General features: G+C 60.1%; 24 protein-coding genes and 2 pseudogenes. 14 read left to right on the top strand and 12 right to left on the bottom strand.

Features of this window, described 5'->3' with window-relative positions:
• Window positions 1–239: 239 nt before the first annotated feature.
• Both KVH01_RS25910 and KVH01_RS25915 read left to right on the top strand, forming a co-directional pair.
• Window positions 240–770 (top strand): GNAT family N-acetyltransferase, encoded by a 531-nt coding sequence (locus KVH01_RS25910; RefSeq protein WP_217883378.1) that lies wholly within the window; start codon window positions 240–242, stop codon window positions 768–770.
• 143 nt (window positions 771–913) lie between these two features.
• Window positions 914–2,317, top strand: coding sequence for an MFS transporter (locus tag KVH01_RS25915; protein WP_217883379.1), 1,404 nt, complete (start codon window positions 914–916; stop codon window positions 2,315–2,317).
• Here the strand turns inward: KVH01_RS25915 and KVH01_RS25920 are convergent.
• Both KVH01_RS25920 and KVH01_RS25925 read right to left on the bottom strand, forming a co-directional pair.
• Window positions 2,304–3,164: an alpha/beta fold hydrolase gene (locus KVH01_RS25920; RefSeq protein WP_217883380.1), complete on the bottom strand. Its 861-nt coding sequence runs from the start codon at window positions 3,162–3,164 to the stop codon at window positions 2,304–2,306. The genes KVH01_RS25915 and KVH01_RS25920 overlap by 14 nt on opposite strands.
• Window positions 3,157–4,143: a DMT family transporter gene (locus KVH01_RS25925; protein WP_217883381.1), complete on the bottom strand. Its 987-nt coding sequence runs from the start codon at window positions 4,141–4,143 to the stop codon at window positions 3,157–3,159. Before KVH01_RS25925 ends, KVH01_RS25920 begins: the two co-directional genes overlap by 8 nt.
• 92 nt (window positions 4,144–4,235) lie before the next feature.
• On the opposite strand from KVH01_RS25925, the gene KVH01_RS25930 reads away from it, so the two are divergent.
• On the top strand, window positions 4,236–5,144 hold the full coding sequence (locus KVH01_RS25930; protein ID WP_217883382.1) for a LysR substrate-binding domain-containing protein: 909 nt from the start codon (window positions 4,236–4,238) through the stop codon (window positions 5,142–5,144).
• Between the two features lie 30 nt (window positions 5,145–5,174).
• Here KVH01_RS25930 and KVH01_RS25935 read toward each other — a convergent pair whose 3' ends face one another.
• The 3 genes from KVH01_RS25935 to KVH01_RS25945 form a co-directional block, all read right to left on the bottom strand.
• Entirely contained in the window at window positions 5,175–6,467 is a 1,293-nt protein-coding gene (locus tag KVH01_RS25935) for a PQQ-dependent sugar dehydrogenase (RefSeq protein WP_217883383.1), read from the bottom strand.
• Window positions 6,464–6,889 (bottom strand): DUF2231 domain-containing protein, encoded by a 426-nt coding sequence (locus tag KVH01_RS25940; RefSeq protein WP_043051653.1) that lies wholly within the window; start codon window positions 6,887–6,889, stop codon window positions 6,464–6,466. Before KVH01_RS25940 ends, KVH01_RS25935 begins: the two co-directional genes overlap by 4 nt.
• A gap of 88 nt (window positions 6,890–6,977) precedes the next feature.
• Window positions 6,978–7,301 (bottom strand): hypothetical protein, encoded by a 324-nt coding sequence (locus tag KVH01_RS25945; RefSeq protein WP_043051654.1) that lies wholly within the window; start codon window positions 7,299–7,301, stop codon window positions 6,978–6,980.
• 224 nt (window positions 7,302–7,525) lie between these two features.
• On the opposite strand from KVH01_RS25945, the gene KVH01_RS25950 reads away from it, so the two are divergent.
• From KVH01_RS25950 to KVH01_RS25960, 3 genes are all read left to right on the top strand, one after another.
• The gene (locus tag KVH01_RS25950; RefSeq protein ID WP_217883384.1) at window positions 7,526–8,005 is read left to right on the top strand and encodes an AAA family ATPase; all 480 of its coding nucleotides are present in this window, start codon (window positions 7,526–7,528) and stop codon (window positions 8,003–8,005) included.
• The gene (locus KVH01_RS25955) at window positions 8,002–8,787 is read left to right on the top strand and encodes a nucleotidyltransferase domain-containing protein (protein ID WP_217883385.1); all 786 of its coding nucleotides are present in this window, start codon (window positions 8,002–8,004) and stop codon (window positions 8,785–8,787) included. The genes KVH01_RS25950 and KVH01_RS25955 overlap by 4 nt, the downstream gene beginning before the upstream one ends.
• A gap of 741 nt (window positions 8,788–9,528) precedes the next feature.
• Window positions 9,529–9,978, top strand: coding sequence for an NUDIX hydrolase (locus KVH01_RS25960; protein WP_217883386.1), 450 nt, complete (start codon window positions 9,529–9,531; stop codon window positions 9,976–9,978).
• A 5-nt stretch (window positions 9,979–9,983) separates the two neighbouring features.
• Here the strand turns inward: KVH01_RS25960 and KVH01_RS25965 are convergent, their stop codons facing one another.
• Both KVH01_RS25965 and KVH01_RS25970 read right to left on the bottom strand, forming a co-directional pair.
• Window positions 9,984–11,027, bottom strand: coding sequence for an NAD(P)/FAD-dependent oxidoreductase (locus KVH01_RS25965; protein ID WP_217883387.1), 1,044 nt, complete (start codon window positions 11,025–11,027; stop codon window positions 9,984–9,986).
• Window positions 11,028–11,040: 13 nt separating this feature from the next.
• Window positions 11,041–11,271: pseudogene (locus tag KVH01_RS25970) on the bottom strand (isochorismatase family protein); the annotation flags it as partial.
• Window positions 11,272–11,608: 337 nt separating this feature from the next.
• On the opposite strand from KVH01_RS25970, the gene KVH01_RS25975 reads away from it, so the two are divergent.
• The 6 genes and pseudogenes from KVH01_RS25975 (at window position 11,609) to KVH01_RS30370 (ending at window position 18,932) form a co-directional block, all read left to right on the top strand.
• The gene (locus tag KVH01_RS25975) at window positions 11,609–15,112 is read left to right on the top strand and encodes an AAA domain-containing protein (protein ID WP_217883388.1); all 3,504 of its coding nucleotides are present in this window, start codon (window positions 11,609–11,611) and stop codon (window positions 15,110–15,112) included.
• Between the two features lie 144 nt (window positions 15,113–15,256).
• Window positions 15,257–17,455, top strand: a complete 2,199-nt coding sequence (locus tag KVH01_RS25980) for an OsmC domain/YcaO domain-containing protein (RefSeq protein ID WP_217883389.1) — start codon at window positions 15,257–15,259, stop codon at window positions 17,453–17,455.
• A gap of 354 nt (window positions 17,456–17,809) precedes the next feature.
• Window positions 17,810–18,061 (top strand): transposase, encoded by a 252-nt coding sequence (locus tag KVH01_RS30110; protein WP_225924372.1) that lies wholly within the window; start codon window positions 17,810–17,812, stop codon window positions 18,059–18,061.
• A gap of 88 nt (window positions 18,062–18,149) precedes the next feature.
• Window positions 18,150–18,536: a hypothetical protein gene (locus tag KVH01_RS30115; RefSeq protein WP_225924373.1), complete on the top strand. Its 387-nt coding sequence runs from the start codon at window positions 18,150–18,152 to the stop codon at window positions 18,534–18,536.
• A gap of 69 nt (window positions 18,537–18,605) precedes the next feature.
• Window positions 18,606–18,683, top strand: a pseudogene (locus KVH01_RS30365) (hypothetical protein); the annotation flags it as partial.
• 39 nt (window positions 18,684–18,722) lie between these two features.
• Window positions 18,723–18,932 (top strand): integrase core domain-containing protein, encoded by a 210-nt coding sequence (locus tag KVH01_RS30370; protein ID WP_264083781.1) that lies wholly within the window; start codon window positions 18,723–18,725, stop codon window positions 18,930–18,932.
• A gap of 430 nt (window positions 18,933–19,362) precedes the next feature.
• Here the strand turns inward: KVH01_RS30370 and KVH01_RS25990 are convergent, their stop codons facing one another.
• The 5 genes from KVH01_RS25990 to KVH01_RS26010 all read right to left on the bottom strand — a co-directional run bounded on the left by KVH01_RS25990 (window position 19,363) and on the right by KVH01_RS26010 (window position 24,343).
• A complete protein-coding gene (locus KVH01_RS25990; protein ID WP_217883390.1) occupies window positions 19,363–20,529 on the bottom strand; it encodes a cystathionine gamma-synthase in 1,167 nt (388 codons plus the stop codon).
• Window positions 20,526–21,902, bottom strand: a complete 1,377-nt coding sequence (locus tag KVH01_RS25995) for a pyridoxal-phosphate dependent enzyme (RefSeq protein ID WP_217883391.1) — start codon at window positions 21,900–21,902, stop codon at window positions 20,526–20,528. Before KVH01_RS25995 ends, KVH01_RS25990 begins: the two co-directional genes overlap by 4 nt.
• Before the next feature lie 280 nt (window positions 21,903–22,182).
• On the bottom strand, window positions 22,183–22,665 hold the full coding sequence (locus KVH01_RS26000; RefSeq protein ID WP_217883392.1) for a VOC family protein: 483 nt from the start codon (window positions 22,663–22,665) through the stop codon (window positions 22,183–22,185).
• A gap of 54 nt (window positions 22,666–22,719) precedes the next feature.
• On the bottom strand, window positions 22,720–23,121 hold the full coding sequence (locus tag KVH01_RS26005; protein ID WP_217883393.1) for an ester cyclase: 402 nt from the start codon (window positions 23,119–23,121) through the stop codon (window positions 22,720–22,722).
• A 16-nt stretch (window positions 23,122–23,137) separates the two neighbouring features.
• Window positions 23,138–24,343, bottom strand: a complete 1,206-nt coding sequence (locus KVH01_RS26010) for an MFS transporter (protein WP_217883394.1) — start codon at window positions 24,341–24,343, stop codon at window positions 23,138–23,140.
• A 94-nt stretch (window positions 24,344–24,437) separates the two neighbouring features.
• Here KVH01_RS26010 and KVH01_RS26015 point away from each other — a divergent pair, with 94 nt between their 5' ends.
• Entirely contained in the window at window positions 24,438–25,331 is an 894-nt protein-coding gene (locus tag KVH01_RS26015) for a LysR substrate-binding domain-containing protein (RefSeq protein ID WP_217883467.1), read from the top strand.
• Between the two features lie 107 nt (window positions 25,332–25,438).
• Window positions 25,439–25,861 (top strand): hypothetical protein, encoded by a 423-nt coding sequence (locus KVH01_RS26020; RefSeq protein WP_217883395.1) that lies wholly within the window; start codon window positions 25,439–25,441, stop codon window positions 25,859–25,861.
• The last annotated feature ends 136 nt before the right edge of the window (window positions 25,862–25,997 follow it).

Consider the following 25,997-nt stretch of genomic DNA (forward strand, 5'->3'; position numbering starts at 1 on the left):
CAATAGCAGCCGTTACCGCAGGAATGGATATGTACTCGGTCTGATCCAACATTCTGGTCGGCTGTCAGGCCGCCATCGGGAGCAAGCCCCCTCCCACATTTGATCTTCGCTGCCTTAAGCATTTCGTTCACTTAACTGACAGGCATTAGAGCAATCCCCCATATTGTTGAGCTTCCACGATAGCGATATTGGCTAAACTCGGTTCGCAGGTTCATGCCGTAAATCGGGACGTCATTTGTATGCAAAACCGCCATTCACGCCTCATCTACCGCCAACCGCAGCCCGCTGATGTTCAGCGACTGCTCGAGATTTTCGGCGACCCGCAGACCAATTTGTTCAACCCGGCCGGGCCCATGCCTGATCTTGCAGCGGCCCAGCGCTTGCTGGCTCAGTGGATGGAACAATGGGCCACTCACGGCTACGGCTGGTGGGCGATTGCCCGTAAAGAAGCGCCCGGACACATCATCGGGTTTGGCGGCATTGCGCCGCTAAACTATCTGACACAACGACGCGTCAACCTCGGCTATCGCTTTGCCGTCGAAGCCTGGGGGCAGGGCTACGCCACCGAGGTGGGGCGTGATGCGTTGGTGCTGGCGTTTGAAACCCTTGGCCTGCCGGAAGTCTTCGGCCTGGTACGACCCGACCATGTTGCGTCGATCCGTGTGCTGGAAAAGATCGGCATGCAACCTTTCGGACTGTTGGACGACGTGCCAGGCCAAGCACCTAGCTTGGTGATGCGGGTTTGTCATCCTACAACTGCTCAAGACTGACATTTTTTATACTCATCTGTTTCCCGGATAACCGGCCCTTTTTCTGATTGACACTGCGCAGGCGTCCCGATATAAAAGTCGCAGTTGTACGACGACATATGACGTTACATATGTCCTATCTAACAAAAATAAAAAGTGATGCCATGAATCTGAACGAGCCCATCAGTGCCCATCGTGTCGGCCAGGCAGTCGGCAGTTATCGCTGGACGATCTGCGCGATGCTGTTTTTCGCCACCACTGTCAACTACCTCGACCGCCAGGTGCTCAGCCTGTTGGCACCGCAACTCTCGACACAATTTGGCTGGAGCAACACCGACTACGCCAACATCGCGGCGGTGTTCCAGTTTGTCTATGCCATCTCCATGCTGTTTGCCGGGCGGTTTGTCGACAAGATCGGCACCAAGACCGCGTATGTAGTGGCGATTGGGATCTGGTCCACCGGGGCGATCATGCATGCTTTCTCGGTGCCGATGGGCGAGGGCATCGCCGCGATCAGCGGGGCAATCGGCCTGGCGGTGATCCCGGTGTCGATTGCCGGTTTCATGTTGTCCCGGGCAGTATTGGCGATTGGTGAAGCAGGCAACTTTCCCATTGCGATCAAGGCGACTGCCGAATATTTCCCCAAGAAAGAACGCTCCCTGGCCACCGGCATTTTCAACTCCGGTGCCAACGTCGGTGCGATCCTGGCGCCGATCTGTGTGCCACTGATTGCCGGCCTGTGGGGCTGGGAAGCGGCCTTTATGGTCATCGGCATGCTGGGGTTCCTGTGGGTCGCGGTCTGGGCCGCGGTATACGAAAAACCGGAACAGCAAAAACGCCTGTCGGCCGAAGAACTGGCCTATATACGCAGCGACCAGACCCTACCACCGTTGACTCCAGCGCCTACGGGCACCACCGCAAAGAAAGTTTCCTGGTTCAAGCTGCTGACCTACCGCCAGACTTGGGCGTTCGCTTTTGGCAAGTTCATGACCGATGGCGTGTGGTGGTTCTTCCTGTTCTGGCTGCCCACCTACCTGTCGGCACAGTACGGCATGAAAGGCGCCGATATCGTCATGCCGCTGGCGGTGCTGTACAGCATGACCATGGTCGGCAGCATCGGTGGCGGCTGGTTCCCCAGCTATTTCATGGCGCGTGGCGATGCGCCCTATGACGGGCGCATGAAAGCCATGCTGGTGATTGCGCTGTTCCCGCTGGTGGTGTTGCTGGCGCAGCCGCTCGGTTACCTGAGCTTCTGGGTGCCGGTGCTGCTCATCGGCGTGGGCGCCTCGGCGCACCAGGCGTGGTCGTGCAATATCTTCACCACCGTGTCCGACATGTTCCCGCAGAAAACCGTGGCCTCGGTGGTCGGCATCGGTGGCATGGCCGGTGGCCTGGGCGGCGTGGTCATGACCAAGATCGGCGGCTGGGTGTTCGACTATTACAAGTCGATCAACGACATCCACACCGGCTACATGATCATGTTTGCCATTTGCGCCCTGGCCTACCTGGTGGCCTGGAGCGTGATGAAGGCACTGGTGCCGCGCCACAAGGAAATCACTGATCTCTAGTGGCCGCTGTGGGCAAGCGTAGAAACTCCATCAGCGCGGCAACTATGGACTCTGGAGCATCTTCTTGCACCAGATGCCCGGCATGGGGGACGCGCAGGTAGCGTGCCCCGGCCAATCTGCCAGCCAGTGCATCGCCTCGCGCCACCGGGATCCACTGATCCTCCTCACCCCAGAGCAACTGCACCGGGCAGCGGATGCTGGCAAGCTTCACTTCAATGGCGTCGGTATAACGCTGATCCATTTGTGCAATCTGACGGTAAAAGGCTGCCTGGCCACTCTCGCCTGTCCATGGCGTGACATAGGCGTGCAGCACCTCGGCAGGCAGCGGCTTGAAGGCGGCGCCCTGGAGATACGCGCGCACAATCGCCTCATGGATATACGCCGGCGCGTCGCTGAATGCCTGTTCATGGCGGCGCACATGCTGGACCAGCGGCGAACCCCAGGGCGCGAGGGCGACGGGATCGATCAAGGTCAGGCTGGCGTAGTCGCAGCCATCCAGCAGATGTGCCCGTAGTGCCGTGGCACCGCCAAAGTCATGTGCGAGCACATGGGGCCGCTCCAGCCGCCAGTGTTGGAGCAGCGCGGCGAGCAGGATGTTTTGCACGCCGAGGGAGACGTCCTGGCCCGAGGCTTTTTCCGACTGGCCGTAGCCAAGCAGGTCGTAATAGAACACGCGACAGTGCCGGGCGAACAATGGCGCGATGCGTCGCCATACGTGGGCAGAGAAGGGCGTGCCGTGCACCATCACCAGGGCCGGCCCCTGGGTGCCGAGCTGGCCCCAGCGCACGACGTGGCCACGGAAATCAAAGGCTTCGGGCAGTGCCAGGGCGTCACTTGAGTCAGTCATGTTGCAGTTCTCCCAAAGTCTGGTGGGTTGCCGCAGGTTTTGCCTGCGCCAGGATGATACGCACCGCCACCACCACGCCAATCAGCACGGCGGCCAGGCCCGCGACCTCCAGGAGCGTCGGCCAGCGCTGGTGAAACCAAAGGCCGAGCAGGGTGGCGAACAAGGATTCAAGGGCAATCAATTGACCGCTCAACACCATGGGCAGGCGCCGCGTCGCTGCGTTCCAGGCCCACGCGCCGACGACGGTGGACATCACCGCGATCACCAGGCTCCAGGCATACAACGGCCATGCCTGGCTCCAACCAGCGCCAAGGGATGGCAACTGCAATAAGCCTAGCGCGTATATCCAGGGCAGCAGGCACAGCGCCGCTACGCCTGCACCCACCAGCATCAAGGCGGTCCAAAGACCGGTTGCGCCGGCTGGCAGGCGCGCCAGCTGCTTTTGGTTGATCACGCTGAACCCCAGCCATAAGGCCACCGCACCCAACGAAAAGCACAGTCCGGCCAACCAGGAGCCGCTACCCAGCGAGGGCTGGTGCAGGCTGCTGATGTTGGCCAGCAACAGCCCCACCGTGAGGCAAGACAGCGGCATCACCAACTGGCGCCAATGCAGGGTCTTATGGCTGGCGTTGCCTACCAGCGCCAGTAGCACCGGGACCATGCCGACGCAGGCTGGCGTCAATACCGGGCCGCCGAATATCACGCCGGCGGCAATACAGACCCCATAGCCCAGGCAACCCGATGCGCCCAGTACCGCCGCGAACAGCCGCTGGCCTGGGCTTAGCACAGGCAGTTGCGCCCGGCACAGGATCATCCAGACGACACCGAGCCCACCGGCTATCAAGAAGCGCACGGCCATCAGGTCGTAGAGGCTGTAGGCCCCGGTGACGTAGGGCGCAATAAAATTCAGCGCCCAGCCGAGGGTGGCGACCACCGCGAATATCACGCCGATAGAAACCGAGGTTGGGGAAGTGCTCATCAGGCTGATCCATGAAGTAATGCATCCATGGTGCCCAGCCACGTGGGTGTGCTACAAACGAGTTCTCGGCCTTGAATGCATAACCTCAGATTATGAATCTACTCGGCAAAACCCTACCGCCCCTCGCCAGTTTGTTGCCGTTTGAAGCGGCGGCGCGCCTGGAGAGTTTCTCCAAGGCGGCCGAAGAGCTGCACATCACCCAGGCGGCTGTCAGCCGGCAGATTCGCGGGCTGGAAGACAATCTGGGGGTGAAACTGTTCATCCGGCGCAACCGTGCGGTGTTCCTCACGCAAGAGGGGCGTGAGTTGGGGCGGGTGGTCAGCCTTGCGTTGCAAAGCATCAGTGATGGCGCGGCTAACCTGCGCGCCTCCCCGCAACGCAACCGGGTGGTGTTGCTGTGCCAATTGTGCGAGGCGTTCTATTGGCTGATGCCGCGTTTGTCGACGTTTCACCAGCAATACCCGCAGATTGAAATCCAGGTAGTGACCTGCACGCGGCCTATCACCCAGTTCGATGGACATTTCGATGTGGCCCTGCAAAGTACCCGGCGCGCCAGTGGCGCCCATAGGCTGATGTTCACCGCCTCCGACGAGGTATTCCCGGTGTGCAGCCCGGCCTACCTTTGCCCGGAACAGCCGTTACCGCTGACGCAATTACAGCCCTGCACGTTTTTGCACCATAGCTCCGAACCTCCGCACCTGATGGAGTGGAATGAGTGGCTGCAGGTGTTCGGTCGGGTGTTGGCCAGGGATGCGCGCAGTGCCACCTTCGACAGCTACCCGCTGATGTTGCAGGCCGCGGTGGAAGGGCACGGTGTCGCCATGGGCTGGCGTCGTACCGCAAGCCGGTTGATCGAGAGTGGGGCGTTGGTCCGGCCCTGCGCTGAAAGCGTATTTCTGCCTGAGGCAATTTCGGTCTACAGGCAGCAAGGGGCGGGCAGTCGAGGCGAGGTCGAAGCGCTGCTGGCGTGGCTGCAAGCGCAATTGCACAGTGACGGCTGACAGGGGCGTCGCCACCCCTGTCATATCCGGTTAACGGTTACGGGTGACTCGCCAAACCGTATTGGCCAGGTCATCGGCAATGATCAGCGCACCTTTGGGGTCCACCGTCACGCCCACCGGACGCCCACGGGTTTTGCCATCATCACCACGAAATCCGGTGGCGAAGTCGATGGGCTCGCCAGCGGGCTTGCCATTGCTGAACGGCACGAAGATCACCTTGTAGCCCACCGGATTGTCGCGGTTCCAGCTGCCGTGTTCGCCGACAAACACACCATCGGCGAATTTTTCACCCATGGCCGGGATGGAAAAATCCACGCCCAATGCCGCCACATGGGAGCCCAGGCTGTAATCCGGCTTGATCGCCGCGGCCACCTTGGCCGGGTTCTGCGGTTGTGCGCGTGGGTCGACGTTCTGGCCCCAGTAGCTGTACGGCCAACCGTAGAAGGCACCTTCGCGCACCGAGGTCAGGTAGTCCGGCACCAGGTCTGGGCCGAGTTCATCGCGTTCGTTGACCACCGTCCACAGTTGCCCGGAACCCGGCTGGATGGTCAGCGCCGTGGGGTTGCGCAAGCCGGTTGCGTAGGGCCTGTGGGCACCGGTGGCCGCGTCGATCTGCCAGACCATGGCGCGGTCAATCTCCACTTCCATGCCGCGTTCGGTGATGTTGCTGTTGGAGCCAATCCCCACATACAGCTGGCGTCCGTCGTCGCTCACGGCCAATGACTTGGTCCAGTGGTGGTTGATCTGCGCCGGCAGGTCGGTGACTTTGACGGGCGGGGCGCTGGCCTTGGTCTGGCCATCGGCATAGTCGAAGCGCACCAGTGCGTCCTGGTTGGCTACATAGAGTTTGCCGTCGGCGAACGCCAGGCCATAGGGTGCGTTGAGGTTATCGGCGAACACCGTCTTGAGCTCATAGGTACCGTCACCGTCGGCGTCGCGCAGCAGGGTAATGCGGTTGCCGCCCTTGACCTTGGTATTGCCCTGGGCCTTGATCACGCTGGCGATCACATCCTTGGGCTTGAGCTTGGCCGCACTGCCGCCACGGCCTTCGGCCACCAGGATGTCACCGTTGGGCAGCACCAGAGTCTGGCGCGGGATCGCCAGGTCGGTGGCGATGGCGGTCACGCTGTAGCCTTCGGGCACCTTGGGTTTTTGTTCGCCCCATGGGGTGGGCTCGGCGATCTTCATGCTCGGCAGCAGGCTGCTTTGTTGTTCGGGCAGCTTGGGATCGGGGCCGCGGGCCTGGGTTTTTTCGCCTTCACCACCGCAGGCACTGAGCAGCAGGGCGGCGCTGAGCAAGGTCAGTGTGTTGAGGGGCTTCATCGGGCAACTCCTGAGCGCAGGTTGGTCAAGCCGATCCAGGTCGCGATGATCGCCATCACAGTGACAATCGCCGACAGCACCAGGCCGGTGGGCATCATGGCGTAGGCGTCCTTGGCATGCTGGAACGCATTGACCAGCCCAAGCACCCAGGTGCCCAGCAACAGCAGGAAGTAAGCCACAGGCCGCCCGCCCTTGTGCTCGGCGCGCACCAGGTTGACCAGCGCAAACAGCAGGGCAAAACCGCAGAACACCAGCGCCCCGGCGATCAGCCACGAGGCGAAGTTGGCCCATTGGATCTGGTAGGTCTGGCCGTAGGCGATATCACTGAGCAAGGCCCCGAGAAACAGCGGCACGGTGCCTGCCAGCAAGGTCCCATGCAATGGGCCAGGTCTGACGACGGGGTAAGTGGGGAGGGTAGTCATGGGGGTGGCGGCTCCTTATCGTTCTGCACCCTGGGCTCAGGGTGCGCTGACTTCGCATAGGAAAGGAGCATGGCATTTGTAAGAAAGTTCACTGGGAGGTCGTGTCGAGATGTTTTTCGAACCATGCCGCGTAGGGGGTATTGCTGACTTTGCAGCGGTTGTAATCCGGAGCGCCGTCGTGCCACCACGCCGGCCCACGCTCGCCCAATGCCACCTTGGCATGCTGCACCTGCTGCCGCGCGGCTTTCAATGCCTGGGCGTCAGTGTCGCCCTTGGCCGCTTTGACCGCTCGGCGTGCATCCATCAGTACATTAACCCAATGCTGGCGGGTTGCCTCATCCAAGGCCGGATTGGTACAGCGCCACAGTTGCCCCTTGACCACAAAATAACGGCCGTCCGGTGTGCTAAGCATGATGCCGGTGCAGCACCCGCAGCACGCCCCACAGCATCGACATCACAATTGCCATCCAACCGGCAAACAGGCTGAAGAGTGTCATTGCAAGGTTCATCACAGTCTCCCCATTGCGTTGTTGTCTCTTTATAGGTGACCTCGCTCGTACACCAGGATTCAACTGGATGTGTTTACGGCTGCGGCTGCATGATTCATCCTGCCGGGCCGACAAGAGGAAACGCCTTATGCCAACCCTGCATCTGCTGTGCGGCAAGATCGCCTCCGGCAAGTCCACCCTCGCCAAGACCCTGGGCGCCGAGCACCGAGCCATTGTGCTCAGCGAAGACCACTGGCTGGCCAGTCTTTACCCCGGTGAAATCCAGGCCATCGCCGACTACCTGCGCTGTGCCCAGCGGGTGCGCGGTGTACTCGGGCCGCTGGTGGTCAATCTGTTGGAATCCGGCGTGAATGTGGTCCTGGATTTCCCGGCCAACACCCTGGCCAACCGTGAGTGGTTGCTCGGCCTGGCCCAAACGGCCAAGGTGCCCCACCGTCTGCATTATCTGGAACTGGACGATGCGACCTGCCGTGCCCGCCTGCACGCGCGCAACGCCCAGGGCGAGCATGACTTTGCTGCGACTGACGCCGAATTTGACCTGATCACTCGCCACTTTGGTGTGCCGAGTGAAGAGGAAGGCCTGGTGATTGAGGTGCATCGCCCGTGACCCTCCTGCAAAGCACGGGCGTCGATGCCGACGGGTTTATCCTCACCGTCGCCGATGTTCCCGTACAAATCGAGTTCCAGCCCGTGCTGGCGGATGTCTGCGCAACCCTGTCCCAGGCGGCGTTCGGGCTGCATGGGATTTATCTGTATGGCAGCGTCGCACGAGGCCAGGCCGAGGTCGGTTTTTCTGATCTCGACCTCTCGTTGATCCTCAACGATCCCCCGGATGCCGCGGTGCTCGAGCAAATTGAAACGACCCGAACTGCCTTGGAGCAACGGCATCCGCAAGTGACCAAGATCGACTTCGATATCGGTCATCGCGTTCAAGTGTTGGCACCGGAAAACCGCAACAGTTGGGGCTTCTGGCTCAAGCATCATTGCCGCTGTGTATGGGGCGAAGACCTTGCACCGCACTTCGACCCGTTTCGCCCGTCCCGCGCCATCGCCATGGCGGTCAATGGTGACTTCGAGCAAGCGCTCACGGCGTATCTCGTGCGTATCGAACAGGCCGGTACTGAACACGCACGTCATCGCCTGCAGCGTGAAGCATCGCGGGCCTTGATCCGGGCCACTCACACCTTGCGCGCAGACGATGCGCAAATGTGGCCGCACACCCTGGAAGAGTACGTCGCGCTGTTTGTTCAGCTGTACCCCTCGATGCGCGTGCAAATCGCGTACTTCCTGTTTGAAGCGCGTAACCCCAGCGCTGAGTGCGAGGTGTTTTCCACGCGGCTGCGGGTGTTTTTGAGTTGGATGGTTCAAGGCAGTGATAGGCGGGCATGAGGGCAACTGGATATTGCATAGGATAATCCTACGCAACACCCATTGCGATTTGGCTGCAGATAAAGGTTTGCAAGCGTACTACCCTCTAATGAACAGGGTATCTACCTTTGAAACCATTAACACCCTAATTTCGGCACACCGTTACAGTTTTGAAGTTTTGGAATCTGATAAGACATCCATTGGGTTGTAGTATCTATACGGTTTTGTATTTCTCTGGATCGAGGCTTGTCGGGCTCTTCAAGATGGGTGCCTGGAGCCTCACAAGATAAAGGAAGCGTACAAACAGGGTGGTGTTGAAATTGTGGATCTGGTGGCGGAGACTCTGGAATCGAAGCGGTGGTATTAAGCCTACAAGTGTTTCTGGCCCCATTGTTACTGGCCCACGCGTCGTCACATTGGTTGGCTTGAGCAATGCTTGAAAAAGCCAAGGCAAAGAGTACGGAAGAAATAGTCATGCAAATATTGGCAAAGCGCATTTGGAATAACCTCCTAACCAGATAAACGAAGAATACGTAAATAAGCATTTTTAGCTCAATTTTTCTACTTTCTGCCCACTTAGCTTGCACCGGGTTGTTGTGAAATGAACCTGTGAAAAGTCACAGTTTTTTATGCTTATTTGAACTGAGCTCTATTCGAAAGCTGCACGTGCTCTATTCACCAGGTAAACCGGTACATTACTTACCTGGAAGACGTCGACCCCTTAGAATGGCGGTCACTTTTGATGAAGAACGGATCAATCAGATGCGTGTACGTAATGCTGCGAGACTACTAGTTATAAACCCCGCCAGGCAGGTGCTACTGTTCCGCTTCGTGCATAAAGACGGCGCATTGGCCGGCAGGAATTACTGGGCCACGCCGGGCGGTGGCGTTGAAGCCGGGGAAACCTATCACAGCGCCGCAATCCGTGAACTGCGCGAAGAGACTGGCATCACTGTCAGCAGCGTTGGAGAGTCTGTAGCAGAAAGTAGCTTTGAATTGATGCTGCCCAGCGGCGAAACCGTGCTGGCGGTCGAGCGCTACTTCGTGGTGCAGGCGCCCAGCGAGGCGCTGTCCAGGGCCGAGTGGACGGCGCAAGAGACCCAGGTGATGGCGGATCATCGTTGGTGGTCGGCAGAGGAACTGCGCACTACGACGGACACGGTGTGGCCGCAGGGGCTGGTGGAAATGCTCGAGGAGGCCGGCGCCTTCTAACCGTTTTAAGCTTGGAAGAACCGCTCGGGCCGACAAGGCGCCAGGGCAGGGCAGACCCTATCCTCCATGATCTCTTCGCTGGCAAGACGCCCCACGATGGCTGCCAGCGTCACGCCAGGATGCATCGCGCAGACGTACACACCGCTGATGCCTGGCAAATGGCCAATGATCGGAATGCCATCGGCCGGGATGGGCCGCAGCCCGACGCAGGCCAATTGTGGCTCGATGAACGTGACCCCTTCGAGTTCACCCGCAATAGCCTGGGCGGTGCGCCGAGCGATGGCGGCCGCCTGGTTTTCCGGGGCGTCGCCCAGATAGTCTTCGGCTGCCAGCCAGATCCCCTCTGCACTTTCGCGCACCTCCATTGCAGGGTTGGAAATAAGCGTGCGCACGATGCCGGGTGGGGCGTTGTAGCGGATAAAGATCGCGGGAGAGGCTTCAATCGGCAGGGGCATACCCAACAGCTTCGTCAGCGCTGGGATCCCGGTGCCGGCTGCGAGCACCACCACGTCGGTATCGATGACGCCCAGGCTGGTTTCAACGCCGGTGACCTGTGAGCCGTGCATCCTGAAACCCAACACCTGGGTGTGTGTCAGCAGCGTGGTACCGTGGGCCTGGGCACCTTCCATTAAGGCATGGGTGGTGTGTACCGCGTCGAGTGCACCTTCTTCGGCTTTGAATTGGGCCTGTTCAGGCGGGTTTCTCAAACGCGGCTCAAGTGCCTGGATACGCTGGCGAGTGATCCGTGAATCCGCCCCAGGCTGAATGTCTGCGCCGTAACACAGGGCGCCTGTCCAGCGAATTTTCACGGCGGGCAGCTCATGCTCCAGGCGGTGATACGCGTCAATTGCTGCGCTGCGCAAAGCGGCAATGGGGTCGGGTGCGTCGTGGGTCGTGTTGAGCCAGGCAAACGAGGTGGCCGTGACCCCGGACGCGACTTCGCCGGCCTCGACCACCGTCACATTCGCGCCCTTGCTGGCGAGGTGATAGGCCAGTGAAGCCCCCACGATACCGGCGCCAATCACCACAATACGCTTGCCCTGATGCATATCCGCTTCCTTGTTAATGATTCGCCAGGATCTCGCTGGTCTGGAACACCCGGGCATAGTCCATCGCCAGGTTACTGAGCGACAACGCGTGTACATCTTCAGCCGGCCACAGGCGTCCCGACAAGTCGGTTTGGTCGAAAGTAAAACAGGCGTCCGCCGCCACGATCACATCAAACCCCAGGTTGCCGCCTGAGCGCACGGTGGCCTCCACGGAGTTATTGGTGATGACCCCGACGATCACCAGTGCAGCGTTCGTCGCTAACGGTTCCATGGCCTGTCCTTTTGCGGGTGAGGCGCGAAACATATCAGCCGATGCGGGGCTTATACAGTGGCCTGTTCGAAAATATGACGGGCCAATGGCAGTTTGACGCTTGACCGTTATTCAACTGGCCTGGCGCAATCTAAATGTGGGAGGGGGCTTGCTCCCACAGAAGATCGCCCTGACCCTCGGCGCTTGCTGAGCGCCAGGCAATCAGCGAACGGCTCTGGATTGGCCATCTGGCTGCTGAAACGCTACCCTCGTTCTCAATTCCCCAGCCACCGGCTGTGACAGTGAGTCACGGTCTGCATGAATCAGGACGATGAACGATTATTCTCTGAAGCTCGCGAACTACTGGCGAAACTCCCTGGCCGATGCCGAAAACGGCAATGGCGCTTTATTCAACAGCCATGTCAAAGCCTATACGGTCTCGCCCATGGCCGCCCTGGCCGCGGGCTGTTTGCCGGCTGAGCAGGTGGAGCTGCTATTTGCCGGCGAACCAGCGCAGTTACTGCACGTCGACGTGACCTTACGACCGTTTGTCTATGCCTCGCGTCCGGAACACCGCAAGGCGCGCAATGGGTTGCCGGCGTTCATCACACCGATTCTTTGCCGTGTGTCGGTCACCCGCGACGGGCGCATCTACGCGACCGGGCCGGCGTTGGTGCCGCGTGACATCCTCGAGCCGTTGGATCATGACAATTTCACCCTCGGGGCGCAGTACGACTTGGACCGCTTTCTGGCCACCCAAGAGGCGCCCCGGTTCGAACCGCCTGCCTCCGGTACCGACGTGGACCCGGAGCAGTATCGCGAAAAGTGGATCAGCTACCTGCGCTACTGCAAGAACATGTTCCACACGGTGTGCAACGCTTGGGACGGTGTGGAAGACGGCTTCGACCCGGTCAACTACTGTTACCTGTTCAAGGAGCAGAAGGCTGACGGTTTCAGCTTCAACATCGTTGCGCTCTACGATCACCTGCGTGCCAGCAAACCCGATGTGCCATTGTTCGAGCGCTTTGCACAGCGTGGGTCCACCGCCGATGAGCCGTGCCTTGCGGCCAACAGCCTGTTCGCCAGCCGACGCGGGCATGCCGGTGACGAATACGCGCTGGCGCCTGCCCAGCGCGACAGCCTGGCGCACCTTTTGGCCGGGAACGCCGGGGATATACTGGCGGTCAACGGGCCCCCGGGCACCGGGAAAACCACCTTGGTCCTGTCCGTGGTGGCTTCGCTCTGGGCCAAGGCTGCCGCAGAGGGCGGCGAACCGCCGGTGATTGTCGCCAGCTCGACGAACAATCAAGCGGTCACCAATATCATCAAGGCGTTCGGTAAAGACTTCGCCGCGGGCACCGGGCCCTTCGCCGGGCGCTGGTTGCCCGACATCAATAGCTTCGGCGCTTACTTTCCCAAGGCCTCGGCGGAAGCGGAGATGGCGCGCACTTACCAGACCAAGAGCTTCTTCCTTGAGCTTGAGTCGCACGCCTATCTCGACAAGGCCCAGCAGGCTTACCTGGGCCGCGCGGCGATGGCTTTTGCTGGCGACCCGCAACCCACGCTGAAAAATACCGTGGACAAGCTCCAGGCCGAAATTCGCCTGCGCCAGCAGCAACTCGCCGCGATCGAACACACTTGGCCACGGCTGGTGGCTGCCCGCAAAGCTATTCAGGATCTGCTCGGCAATGATCCACGGGCGGCCATCGGCCGCCTTGAAACCCAGCAGCGGTTGCAGACTGAACAGCTGGCGAACACCCAGGCACGCTTGAAAGACTTCAAGCACTACCTGGCCCATGAATCGTTGATCTACACGCTGTTTGGCTGGTTCGGCCCGATTGCCGCCAAGCGCTTGCGCCTGGCCAAGCTTCACGTCGATGAGGCAGACACTGAGCTGCAAAGCGCCGTCGATGTGCATGACATGGAGCGCCGTCTGACCGCCGCCGTGAGCCACGCCGCGCAAAGCCTGAGAACACTCCAAGCCCAGCGGGAACGGGTAGATGAGTTGCTGCGCGACGAACAGCGCGAGCTGTTGAACTGGCAGGCGGTGATTGGCGTATTGCCCGGCGCGGCCGGCAAGCCTGCCGCACAGGTGACGCTGGAGGACTGCGACGCCTGGGCGGACACTTCGTTGCGCTTCGAGACCTTCCTGCTGACCACCCATTATTGGGAGGGGCGTTGGTTGATGGAAGTCGCCGAGGAGTTGCCGCTGATCCTCAAAAACCGTAAAAAAAATGGCCGCAAGACCCTGGAAAAAAACTGGCGGCGCTGGATGAAGCTCACGCCCTGTGTGGTCGCGACATTCCACCGATTACCGGGCGAACTGTCGTGCAGCCGTCGTGATGGCGATGGTTATGTCAAAGACTATGCGCTGAATTTCATCGACCTGCTGATCGTCGACGAAGCGGGGCAGGTGCTCCCCGAAGTGGCGGCGCCGTCTTTCGCCCTGGCCAGGCAAGCTCTGGTGATCGGCGACACTCAGCAGATCGAACCCATCTGGTCGATCCCGGCAGCAGTGGATATCGGCAATTTGCTCAGCGCCGGGCTGTTGTCACGCAGCAGCGTGGACGACGATTACGAGGCGTTCTGTGACAGCGGGCGCAGCGCCGCCAATGGCAGCGTCATGGCGATTGCGCAGTCGACCAGCCGCTATCACTACGACCCTGACCTGGCGCGCGGCCTTTACCTCTACGAACACCGCCGTTGCTATGACTCGATCATCGATTACTGCAATGCCCTCTGCTACAAGGGCAAGCTGCAACCGCGCCGGGGCGCCAAGCCCGAAGGTGGCTTGCCTGGGCTGGGCTACCTGCATATCGACGGGATGTGCCAGCAGAAACAGGGTGGCAGCCGTCATAACCTGCTTGAGGCACAGACCATTGCTGCCTGGATCAAGGCCAACGAACAGCAGCTCGTTGAGCGCTACGACAAAGCGCTCTGGGAGATTCTTGGGGTGATAACCCCCTTCGGCGCCCAGACCCGAGCGATCATCGAGGCGTGCAGCGCATTGGGCATTCGCACCGGCAAGCTCGACGGTGAAATGACCGTCGGCACGGTGCATTCTTTCCAGGGCGCCGAGCGGCCCGTGGTGATTTTCTCGGCGGTGTACTCCAAGCACGCCGACGGCGCGTTTATCGACCGTCGGGACAGCATGTTGAACGTGGCTGTATCTCGCGCCAAAGACAGTTTCCTGGTGTTCGGCGACATGGACCTGTTCAGCCAGATACCCGCCAGTAAGCCTCGTGGTCGCCTGGCCCAGTACCTGTTGCACAGCCCGGAAAACGCATTGGCGTTCGACTTCCAGCCCCGGGTGGACCTGCTCACGGCGCGCACCGGCTTGAGCCACCTGCATGAATTTGCCGAGCATGACCGGTTCCTGTTGCGCACCCTGGAAACGGCACGCCAGCAGGTGCAGATCGTGACGCCTTGGGTCAAGTTGCGCGGGATGCGCGAAAGCGGCGCCTTGGATGCAATGGTCGGCACGGTGCAGCGGGGCGTGCCGGTGACGGTCTACACCGACTTGCGCTTCAACACCGACATCAACCCCGGCAGGTCCGAAGGCAACCCGGGCAAAATCGCTGAATTCAAGGAGGCGGTTGCGGCGCTCAAACACCATGCCGTACAGGTGCGTGTGGTCAACAAGGTGCACAGCAAGCTGGTGATGGCCGATGAGGAATTACTTTGCGTCGGCTCATTCAACTGGTTGAGCGCCGCACGTTCGGGTGATTACGTGCACCACGAAACGTCCATGGTCTATCACGGGCCGGACGTCAGCAGTGAGCTGACCATCAACCGCACGAGCCTGGCGCGACGCCTGAGCTCAAGCCAGCCTTAGCCTGGCGCAATGCTATGCCAGGGGCCACAGGCTGCTGGCATAGCGACACCGATCGGCAGCCCACACGCAAAACCCTGAGACTTCCCGGCGAAAATCTTCATAATGGCGGCCAATTCGTTTAGCTCGTTATTCTGGTGTGCCCGCATGGAAATTAAGGTCAACTTTCTCGACAACCTTCGGCTTGAAGCCAAGTTCGATGACTTCACGGTCATTGCCGACCAGCCCATCCGCTACAAGGGCGATGGTTCGGCACCGGGGCCATTCGATTACTTCCTGGCTTCGTCGGCGTTGTGTGCGGCGTACTTTGTGAAGTTGTACTGCCAGACGCGCAATATTCCCACGGAGAATATTCGTCTGTCGCAGAACAACATCGTCGACCCGGAAAACCGCTACAACCAGATTTTCAAGATCCAGGTCGAGCTGCCTACGGATATCTCCGACAAGGATCGCCAGGGCATCCTGCGTTCCATCGACCGATGCACCGTGAAGAAGGTGGTGCAGGCCGGGCCGGAGTTTGTGATTGAAGAGGTAGAGAATCTCGACGCCGACGCCCAGGCATTGCTGATGCCCAACTCGACGTCTGAGGCCGGCACCTACATCGCCGGCAAGGACCTGCCGCTGGAGCAGACCATCGCCAACATGTCCGCGATCCTCGCCGGCCTGGGCATGAAGATCGAGATCGCTTCGTGGCGCAATATCGTGCCCAACGTCTGGTCGCTGCATATCCGCGATGCCCATTCGCCGATGTGCTTTACCAACGGCAAAGGCGCAACGAAGGAGGGCGCCCTGGCGTCGGCGCTGGGCGAGTTCATCGAACGGCTCAACTGCAACTTCTTCTACAACGACCAGTTCTGGGGCGAGGAGCTGGCCAATGCGCCGTTCGTGCATTACCCGGATGAGCGCTGGTTCCAGCCGGGCAAAAACGACGAATTGCCGAGTGAAATCCTCGATGCCTACTGCCTGAAGATTTACAACCGCGATGGCGAGCTGCGCGGCTCACATCTGTTCGACACCAATTCCGGTAACGAAGCCCGCGGCATTGTCTCGTTGCCGTTTGTGCGCCAGTCCGACGGTGAAGTGGTGTATTTCCCTTCCAACCTGATCGAAAACCTCTACCTGAGCAACGGTATGAGCGCCGGCAACACCTTGGCCGAAGCCCAGGTGCAGTGCCTGTCGGAGATTTTCGAGCGGGCGGTGAAGCGCGAAATCATCGAAGGCGAATTCGCGCTGCCGGACGTACCGGCCGAAGTGTTGGCCAAATACCCTGGCATCCTCGCCGGCATTCAGGGCCTGGAAGCCCAGGGCTTCCCGGTGCTGGTCAAGGATGCGTCCCTGGGCGGTGAGTTCCCGGTGATGTGCGTGACCTTGATGAACCCACGCACCGGTGGCGTGTTCGCCTCGTTCGGCGCGCACCCAAGCCTGGAAGTGGCGTTGGAGCGCAGCCTCACCGAGCTGCTGCAAGGCCGCAGCTTCGAAGGCTTGAACGACCTGCCGCAGCCGACCTTCGAAGGCCAGGCGGTCACTGAGCCGAACAACTTCGTCGAGCACTTTATCGACTCCAGCGGTGTGGTGTCGTGGCGCTTCTTCAGTGCCCAGTCCGATTATGAATTCGTCGAGTGGGACTTCTCCGGCCACGGCGAAGATTCCAACGCCCAGGAGGCCGCGACGCTGTTCGGCATCCTCGAAGGCATGGGCAAGGAGAGCTACATGGCGGTGTACGAACACCTGGGCGCCACCGCCTGCCGTATCCTGGTACCGGACTACTCGGAAATCTACCCGGTGGACGACCTGATCTGGGACAACACCAACAAGGCGCTGTTTTTCCGCGAAGACATCCTCAACCTGCACCGCCTCGATGAGGACGAGTTGCAGGCACTGGTCGAGCGCCTGATCGAAAGCGAGCTGGATGACTACACCGATATCACTACCCTGATCGGCATCGAGTTCGACGACAACACCGCGTGGGGCCAACTGACCATCCTGGAGCTGAAGCTGCTGATCTTCCTGGCCTTGAAGCAGTGTGAAGAGGCCAAGGAATGCGTGGAGATGTTCCTGCAGTACAACGACAACACCGCCGAGCGTGGCCTGTTTTACCAGGCGATGAACGCAGTGTTGGAGATGGAGCTGGATGACGACCTGGAGCTGGCCGACTACGAAGCCAACTTCCGGCGCATGTTTGGCAACGAGCGCATGGATGCGGTGATCGGCTCGGTGGACGGCAGTGTGCGGTTCTATGGATTGACGCCGACCAGCATGAAGCTGGAAGGACTGGATCGGCATTTGCGGCTGATTGACAGCTATAAGAAGCTGCATGCGGCGCGGGCCAACGTAATCTCGAGCTGATTGCGCACTCAATGTGGGAGGGGGCTTGCTCCCGATAGCGGTGGGTCAGTTGCAAATAAGCTGACTGATGCACCGCCATCGGGGGCAAGCCCCCTCCCACATGTTGATCGATGTTTGGCGTTAGATGTGCGCCAGGGCTTGGGCCAGATCCGCGCGCAGATCCTCAACCCGCACCAACATAATTTCGAGCTGATTCTGCGTTCAATGTGGGAGAGGGCTTGCTCCCGATAGCGGTGGGTCAGTTGCAAATAAGCTGACTGATGCACCGCCATCGGGGGCAAGCTGAACTGGCCTAATGATTTTGGACACTTCAATCGGGCGCTATGATAGCGCCCAAATATGAGGTGTTTGGATATGCGTAAATCTTATTCGAGTGAGTTCAAGCTCAAGGCTGCCAGCATGGTGCTGGATGAAGGCCAGCCGGTTACTGAGGTCTGTGCCAGCCTGGATATCGGCCCCACAGCCCTACGCCGCTGGATCGATCAAGTGCAAAAAGAACGCTTGGGCTCGACTCCGGTAGGGGCCAAGGCGATTACCGCTGATCAACGAGAAATCCAGAGGCTCAAAGCTCTGCTTAGAAGAAAGACCTGGATATCGAAATCCTAAAAAGCCCAGTGCTCTCTGCTGGACGCCAAAGATCATTCACGCTGATCGATGAGCTGGACGAGCAGTACGGCGTTAAAGGTGTTGTCGGGTGTTTGGGATCAACCGCAGTAGCTTCTACACTTGGCGCCAGCGCAAAGGCAGAGCAAATCCCGAACGGGACAAGCTCAAAGCCGCGCTGGTCAGGCACCACAAGGCGTCAGAGTCGGCCGGCGCACGTACTTTGTCCAAGGGCTACAAGCCAAAGGGCATCGTATCGGACGTTACATGGCTCGCGGTTGTGCGTGAAGCTGGCATCGCTAGTCGTCAGCGCAGGCGCCATAAGTACAAGTCGCCGGGCGTGGAGGCTTTGGTAGCGCCGCACATGCTCAAGCGGAAATTTGACGTGACGGCGGTTAATCAGGTGTGGTGTGGCGACGTGACTTACATAAGGTCGGCAAGCGGTGGATGTACTGCGCAGCCTATTTTGGATCTATAAAGCTCGCAGGATCGTAGGCTGGTCGTTCTCGATGATTTCGATGCCAACCTGACCTGCGAAGCACTAGGCATGGCAGTGGAGCTACGTGGCCATCCTCAGGATGTGTTGTTTCATTCTGACCAAGGTTGTCAGTACACCAGTCATAAATTCAGAAATTTGCTGCTGAAACATGGATTTAGGCAAAGCATGAGTCGTAAAGGCGAGTGCTGGGACAACGCTCCAATGGAGCGTTTCTTTGGCAGTTTGAAGTCGGAGTGGGTGCCTGAAGCGGGTTACAAACTCGAACATGAGGCCCGAGCAGACGTGCAGCGCTATGTCTCGCGCTACAACATCAGCAGACCTCATAGCTACAACGACTACCGGTCGCCGGTCTCGAAGGAAAGGTTGGCGGCGTGAACCTTAATCAGTGTCCAAGATTACTTGACCAGTTCAAGCCCCCTCCCACATGTTGCTCGATGTTTGGCGTTAGATGTGCGCCAGGGCTTGGGCCAAATCCTTGCGCAGATCCTCAACCCGCACCAACATAATTTCGAGCTGATTCTGCGTTCAGGGGGGCTTGCTCCCGATAGCGGTGGGTCAGTTGCGCTGCTGATACCTAGCAAGCCCCCTCCCACATGTTGCTCGATGTTTGGCGTTAGATGTGCGCCAGGGCTTGGGCCAAATCCTTGCGCAGATCCTCAACCCGCACCAACATAATTTCGAGCTGATTCTGCGTTCAATGTGGGAGGGGGCTTGCTCCCGATAGCGGTGGGTCAGTTGCAAATAAGCTGACTGATGCACCGCTATCGGGAGCAAGCCCCCTCCCACATGTTGCTCGATGTTTGCGTTAGATGTGCGCCAGGGCTTGGGCCAGATCCGCGCGCAGATCCTCCACATCTTCAACCCCCACCGACAACCGCACCAACCCATCGCCAATCCCCAACTGCGCCCGCGTCGCCGCCGGGATGCTCGCATGGGTCATGATCGCCGGGTGTTCGATCAGGCTTTCCACGCCCCCCAGGCTCTCGGCCAGGGCGAAGATCTTGACGTTTTCCAGGAAGCGCGTTGCACCGGCCAGGTCGCTGTTCAAATCCACCGAAATCATCCCGCCAAACCCGCGCATCTGTTGTTTTGCCAACTCGTGCTGTGGGTGGGATTTCAAGCCTGGGTAGTGAGCACGCGATACCTGTGGCTGCTGTTCCAGCCAGGTGGCCAGGTCCAGGGCATTGCTGCAATGGCGCTCCATGCGCAGCGCCAGGGTCTTTACCCCGCGCAAGGTCAGGAACGCGTCGAACGGCCCGGCAATGGCGCCCACTGAGTTCTGCAGGAAGCCCAAGCGTTCTGCCAGATCAGGGTTGTCGCCCACCACGGCGATACCGCCGATCACATCGGAATGCCCATTGAGGTACTTGGTAGTGGAGTGCACCACAATATCGAAACCCAGCTCCAGCGGCCGCTGGATCCACGGGCTGGCGAAGGTGTTGTCGGCCACGCAGATAATCCCGCGGGCACGGCAGATGCGCGCAACGGCGCGCAGGTCGGTGAGACTCAGCAGCGGATTGCTCGGGGTCTCGACCCAGACCATGCGCGTGTCGTCCTGCAACGACGCTTCAAAGGCCGGCAAATCGCTCAGGTCGACATAGCTGAAACGGTGCCCGGCGCTGCGCTGGCGTACCTTGTCGAACAGCCGGAACGTGCCGCCATACAGGTCATTACCCGAGACGACATGCGCGCCGGCATCCAGCAGTTCCAGCACCGTGGAAATCGCCGCCAGCCCCGAGGCAAACGCAAACGCCTGGCTGCCGCCTTCAAGGTCCGCCACGCAGCGTTCCAGGGCAAAGCGCGTGGGGTTGTGGGAGCGGCCGTAGTCGAAGCCCTTGTGCACACCGGGGCTGTCTTGCAGGTAGGTGGAGTTGGCGTAGATCGGCGGCATCAGCGCGCCCGTGGTCGGGTCGGGTGACTGCCCGGCGTGGATCACACGGGTGGCAAACGCGCTGTTATCGGGCTGACTCATGCAAGGGATCTCCGTAGGTGGTTAAGCAGGTCGACGCGGGTAATCAGGCCATGGAAGCCTGAGGTGTCAGCAATGATGGCGACCAGGCCGCGATCCAGTTCTGCCTGCAGTTCGGCCAGGCTGGCGCTGGGGGCCAGGGTGTGCAAGGTGTCGGTCACGGCGCTGGCGACGGTCATGGAAAAATCCGCGGCGTCGTGGTGCAGGCCCAGCAGGATGTCGGACTCATCGATGACGCCCACCAGCTGTTGGCCGTCTACCAGCACCGGCAGTTGCGACACGTCCGCCAGGCGCATGCGCTGGAAGGCGGTGAGCAGGGTGTCATCGGGGCTGACGCTGATCACGCGGCCGTCTTCGAAGCGGCGGGCGATCAGGTCGCGCAGGTCGCCGTAGTGCTTGTACTGCAACAGGCCGGCGTCGTTCATCCATTGGTCGTTGTAAACCTTCGACAAGTACCGCGTGCCGGTGTCGCAGACGAAGGTCACCACACGCTTGGGCTCGGTTTGCTCACGGCAGTAGCGCAGGGCGGCGGCGAGCAGGGTGCCGGTGGACGAGCCGCCGAGAATGCCTTCGGCCTTGAGCAACTGGCGGGCGTGGTCGAAGCTTTCTTCATCACTGATGGAGTAGGCGTGGCGCACACTGGAGAGGTCGGCAATCGAGGGGATGAAGTCCTCGCCGATGCCTTCCACGGCCCAGGAACCGGGGGTTTCCAGCTGACCGCTGCGGCTGTATTCGGCCATCACCGAACCCACCGGATCGGCCAGTACCATGGCGAGCTCTGGCTGCACGCGCTTGAAAAAGCGGGTCAGGCCAGTAAGGGTTCCGGCCGAGCCGACGCCCACCACAATCGCGTCGACATCATGCTGGGTCTGCGCCCAGATCTCCGGCGCGGTGCTGGTCTCGTGGGCCAGGGGATTGGCCGGGTTGTTGAACTGGTCGGCGAAGAAGGAATCCGGAATATCCTTGGCCAGGCGTGCAGCAACGTCCTGGTAATACTCGGGATGGCCCTTGCCCACATCGGAGCGGGTGATATGCACCTCTGCGCCCATGGCCTTGAGGTGCAGGACTTTTTCCGTGGACATCTTGTCGGGCACCACCAGCACCACCCGGTAACCCTTGGCCCGGCCCACCAGCGCCAGGCCCAGGCCGGTATTGCCGGCGGTGGCTTCGATGATGGTGCCACCAGGACGCAGGCGCCCGTCGCGCTCGGCGGCGTCGATCATCGCCAGGCCAATGCGGTCCTTGATCGACCCCCCGGGGTTTTGTGATTCAAGCTTGAGAAACAATGTGCAAGGGCCAGTGTCGAAGCGGCTGACCTTGACCAGCGGTGTGTTACCGATCAGCTCAAGCACGGCGGGGCGTGAAGGTGTGGGCATGTCGTCACCTGGTTACGGGATGGGCGTAGGGTAGGGGGACAGCAAAAGGCATGACTTCGAACATAGGCCGGTATCGCCCAGGTCGCAACCTGGCGGTCCGATGCATGACTTTTTTTGGCGCATGGGTGACGCGAGGCGGGCCTAATGTGGGAGCCCGATGAAGAGCATATGTGGGAGCTGTCGAGCCCCAGCGAGGCTGCGATGGCGGCGGCACTGCTGGCATTTGTAGTGGCTGACCCACCGCCATCGCGGCCTCGCTAAAGCTCGTGCCGCTCCCACATCAGTCACCGGCAATGGCAGCTTCGATAGTCGCTATGTCGATTTTGGTCATCTTCATCATCGCCTCAAACGCACGCTTGGCGACGGCGGTGTCCTTGCTGGTCACCGCATCGACCAACACCCGTGGCGAGATCTGCCATGACAGGCCCCATTTGTCCTTGCACCAGCCGCAGGCGCTTTCCTTTCCACCATTGCCAACGATGGCATCCCATAACCGATCGGTTTCCTCCTGGTCGTCCGTGGATACTTGAAAAGAAAACGCCTCGCTGTGCTTGAACGCCGAACCGCCGTTCAGGCCGATGCACGGGATGCCCATGACGGTGAATTCCACCGTCAATGCATCGCCCTGTTTACCGGAGGGGTAGTCGCCAGGGGCGTAGTGCACCGCGTTCACTTTGCTGTCGGGGAAGGTCTTGGCGTAGAAGGTCGCCGCCTCCAGGGCATCGCCGTTGTACCAGAGGCAGATGGTATTTTTGTTGTTCATCGCAAACTCCTCGGGTTGATAGGAGTATGAAGTCTAGACGAGGGTGCCGCCCTGTCAGCCGGCGTTCCCTTTCAGCTGATGGGCGACCGCTGCCTTATCGATCACCGACCAGACGCGAGCGAATTTCCCGTCGACGCATTCATAGAAAACGTTTTCGTCAAACACGACCGTCGTGCCGTTGATCGGCAGCCCGAAAAACTCGCCCCTGGGACTGACCCTGAAGTTCAGCCGACTGGCGACGGTCGGCGGGTCGGCAACCAACAGCTGAATGCGGAACACCAGGTCGGGGATTTCCCGGAAGTCGCGCTCCAGCATCGCCCGGTAGCCCTCCAGGCCAACCGGGCTGCCGTTGTAGGTCACATCAGGATGGACAAAATCGCCCAGGTGCTGCCAATCCTGACGGTTCAGACAATCGATATAGCCTTGGTAGAAGTTGGCGAGTTGGTCGCGGGTCATGGGCCGTTCTCCTGGTTTAAGCGCGCTCGTCCACTATCGCCGGCAAGCGGATGTCCCCGCAAGTGCGTGACCGGGTATGCCGCGAACGCCAGCTCAAACCCAGCACCATCAGCAAACCCAGGCCCGCCATCAGCGCACCTGCCAGGGAAATGGCCGGGTAGCCCAGCCCGGCGTTGATCACCGCGCCACCCAACGCGGCGCCAATCGCATTACCGAAATTGAATGCGCCGATGTTCATCGCGGAGGCCAGGTTAGGCGCATCCTTGGCAGCCTCCATCACTCGCATCTGCAAGGGCGGCACCAAGGCAAAACTCGCGGCTCCCCATAGCAGGATCGACACGGCAGCAGGCAGCGGCCATTGCATCAGCACCGAGAAGGCCAGCAGCACGGCGATCAACACCACCAGGGAGGTGATCAAGGTACGGTCCACCGAACGGTCCGCAGACTTGCCTCCCCACACATTACCCAGGGTCAGGCCGATACCGAACAGCACGAGCATGCCGGTGACGAAGTTGGTCGAGGCGTGGGTGACGTCACGCAGAATCGGTGCGATATAGGTGAACACCGTGAACATTGCACTGGAACCCACCACGGTCAGCGCCAGCGCAGCCAGCACCGGCCCGCGCCCCAGTACGCGGATTTCGGCCATCAGGCTGCCACCTTTCGGCGCGGGAGCATTGGGCAATGCCCACCACAGCGCCGCCATCACCACTGCACCTAACCCGCTGATGCCCCAGAACGCCGTGCGCCAACCAAAGTTCTCGCCAAACCAGGTGGCCAGGGGCACACCGCCAATGGTCGCCAGGGTCAGTCCCAGGAACATCGCCGCGACCGCCCCCGCACGTTTCTCCGGCGCGACCACGCTCGCGGCCACAATCGAGCCAATGCCGAAGAATGCCCCGTGGTTCAGCGACGTCACCAGCCTGGCAATCATCAAGGTCTGGTAGTTGGTGGCCAACGCCGAGAGCAGATTACCCAGGGTGAAAATCGCCATCAGCCCGATCAGCAGGTAACGGCGTGGCACCCTGGCCGTGGCGAGGGTCATGATCGGCGCGCCGATCAGCACGCCCATGGCATAGGCGCTCACCAACAGCCCCGCGGCGGGAATGGATACGCCAAGATCGGCGGCAATACCGGGCAACATGCCCATGGGTGCGAACTCCGTGACCCCGATGCCAAAGGCACCGATGGACAAGGCTACAAGGGGGGGATTGATACGCATGGTTGACTCCTCATCTATGTGTCAAATGCTACAATCCAGCCTTTTTCAGCAGTAGCCCTTGGTTGGGAACTACAGCTTTGCGCAGGAGGCACAAATGGACATCGGTGGTCGCTCGGGAGAGATGGAAGTGTTCGCCATGGTCGCCGAGCACGGCAGCCTGTCGGGCGCTGCGCGAGCCCTTGGGCTGACGCCATCGTCCATCAGCCGCATCATCACCCGCACCGAACGACGCATCGGTACCCGGCTGCTGCTGCGCACCACCCGCGCCATCACCTTCACCGCCGAAGGCGAAGCCTACCTGCGCGGCGCCCGGCGCATCCTTGCGGACATGGCCGAAGTCGAAGACGCCATCACCGACCAAGGCGCCCCCCGCGGCCGCCTGCGAGTCAGCGCCGCCCTGGCCCATGGCCGTATGACCATCGTGCCGCTGATCGCCGCCTTCAGCGCCCGCTATCCCGCCATCGTCGTCGACCTGATGCTCGGCGATGAAGTCGTGGACATCCTCGGCGGCCAGGCCGACGTCGCCATCCGCTTCGGCCCCCTCGTCGACAGCCCTCTGACCGCCCGCCACATCGGCTCCACCGGCCAGGTGATCGTCGCCTCACCCGACTACCTCGCGCGCCACGGCACCCCGGTCGTGCCGCAGGATTTACTCAACCACAACTGCCTGCGTTTCAACTTCCGCCGGGCGGCGCCTGACTGGCCGTTTCGGGTGGACGGGCGGGAGTTTTCGTTGAAAGTGGCGGGAACGATTGAAGGCAATAGTGGGGAGGCGTTGGCGCAGTTGGCGAAGCTGGGGGCGGGGATTGCACGGATTGGGGCGTTCAGTGTGGTGGAGGAGGTGAGGCGGGGGGAGTTGGTGGTGTTGCTGGAGGAGTATAACCCGGGGGATGTGGAGCCGATTCATGCGGTGTTTGTGGGGGGAGGGGCGATGCCGGCGCGGGTGAGGGCGTTTGTGAATTTTTTGGTGGAGCGGCATGGGGTTTGATGAGGGGTGATTGCGGATTTTTTAGAAGATGGGTATTTGATCGGCGAATTTCAACCAGAAATTGCGGGCTCTCCCTGGAATAAGCGATAACTAAGATGGACTCCGCGATGAAAAACTGGATATCTAATACGAAAATTAATGCGCTGTTAGAGGCTGGCTTTCAAGAATCTGATGGCGTGAAAGTTAAGCGGGATCTTATAGAGTACTGCGACAGGTATCAAAAGATTTATCCTTTTGAAATTTTGGAAGAACCACTTAAGTTTCTGATAAATAACGTAAGTTCAGATGGTAAATATTGGGAAATGCGAGCACTGCTTAGGATTGCTGCTGAAGAATACTGCATTAGTTTAAACGAGATAGCCGAGGCTCTTCTTGACCTGATAGACACGCGTATCCTTTCTACGGACCAGGCGAAGAAAATTATCAACCACCTTTTCGAAGCATTTTCCTGCAATGAAAAACCTGAAGATTTCATTCCAAGGGAGGATGCCTATTTGTGCAAAAAACTATTTGCGATTACCTCTAGCTAGCAAATGGTTCAAACCACTCCGGCCGGATATGTTGAAGCCCATGCCGCTCAACCCCCTTTTTCGGTCAAATCTGCTCGCGATAGCACCTACTCAATCCTCCAATCTCTCTCAGCGCTATGTTGGTGGATACCTGCGG

The organism is Pseudomonas khavaziana (assembly GCF_019145205.1).
In the GTDB taxonomy this organism is placed as follows: domain Bacteria; phylum Pseudomonadota; class Gammaproteobacteria; order Pseudomonadales; family Pseudomonadaceae; genus Aquipseudomonas; species Aquipseudomonas khavaziana.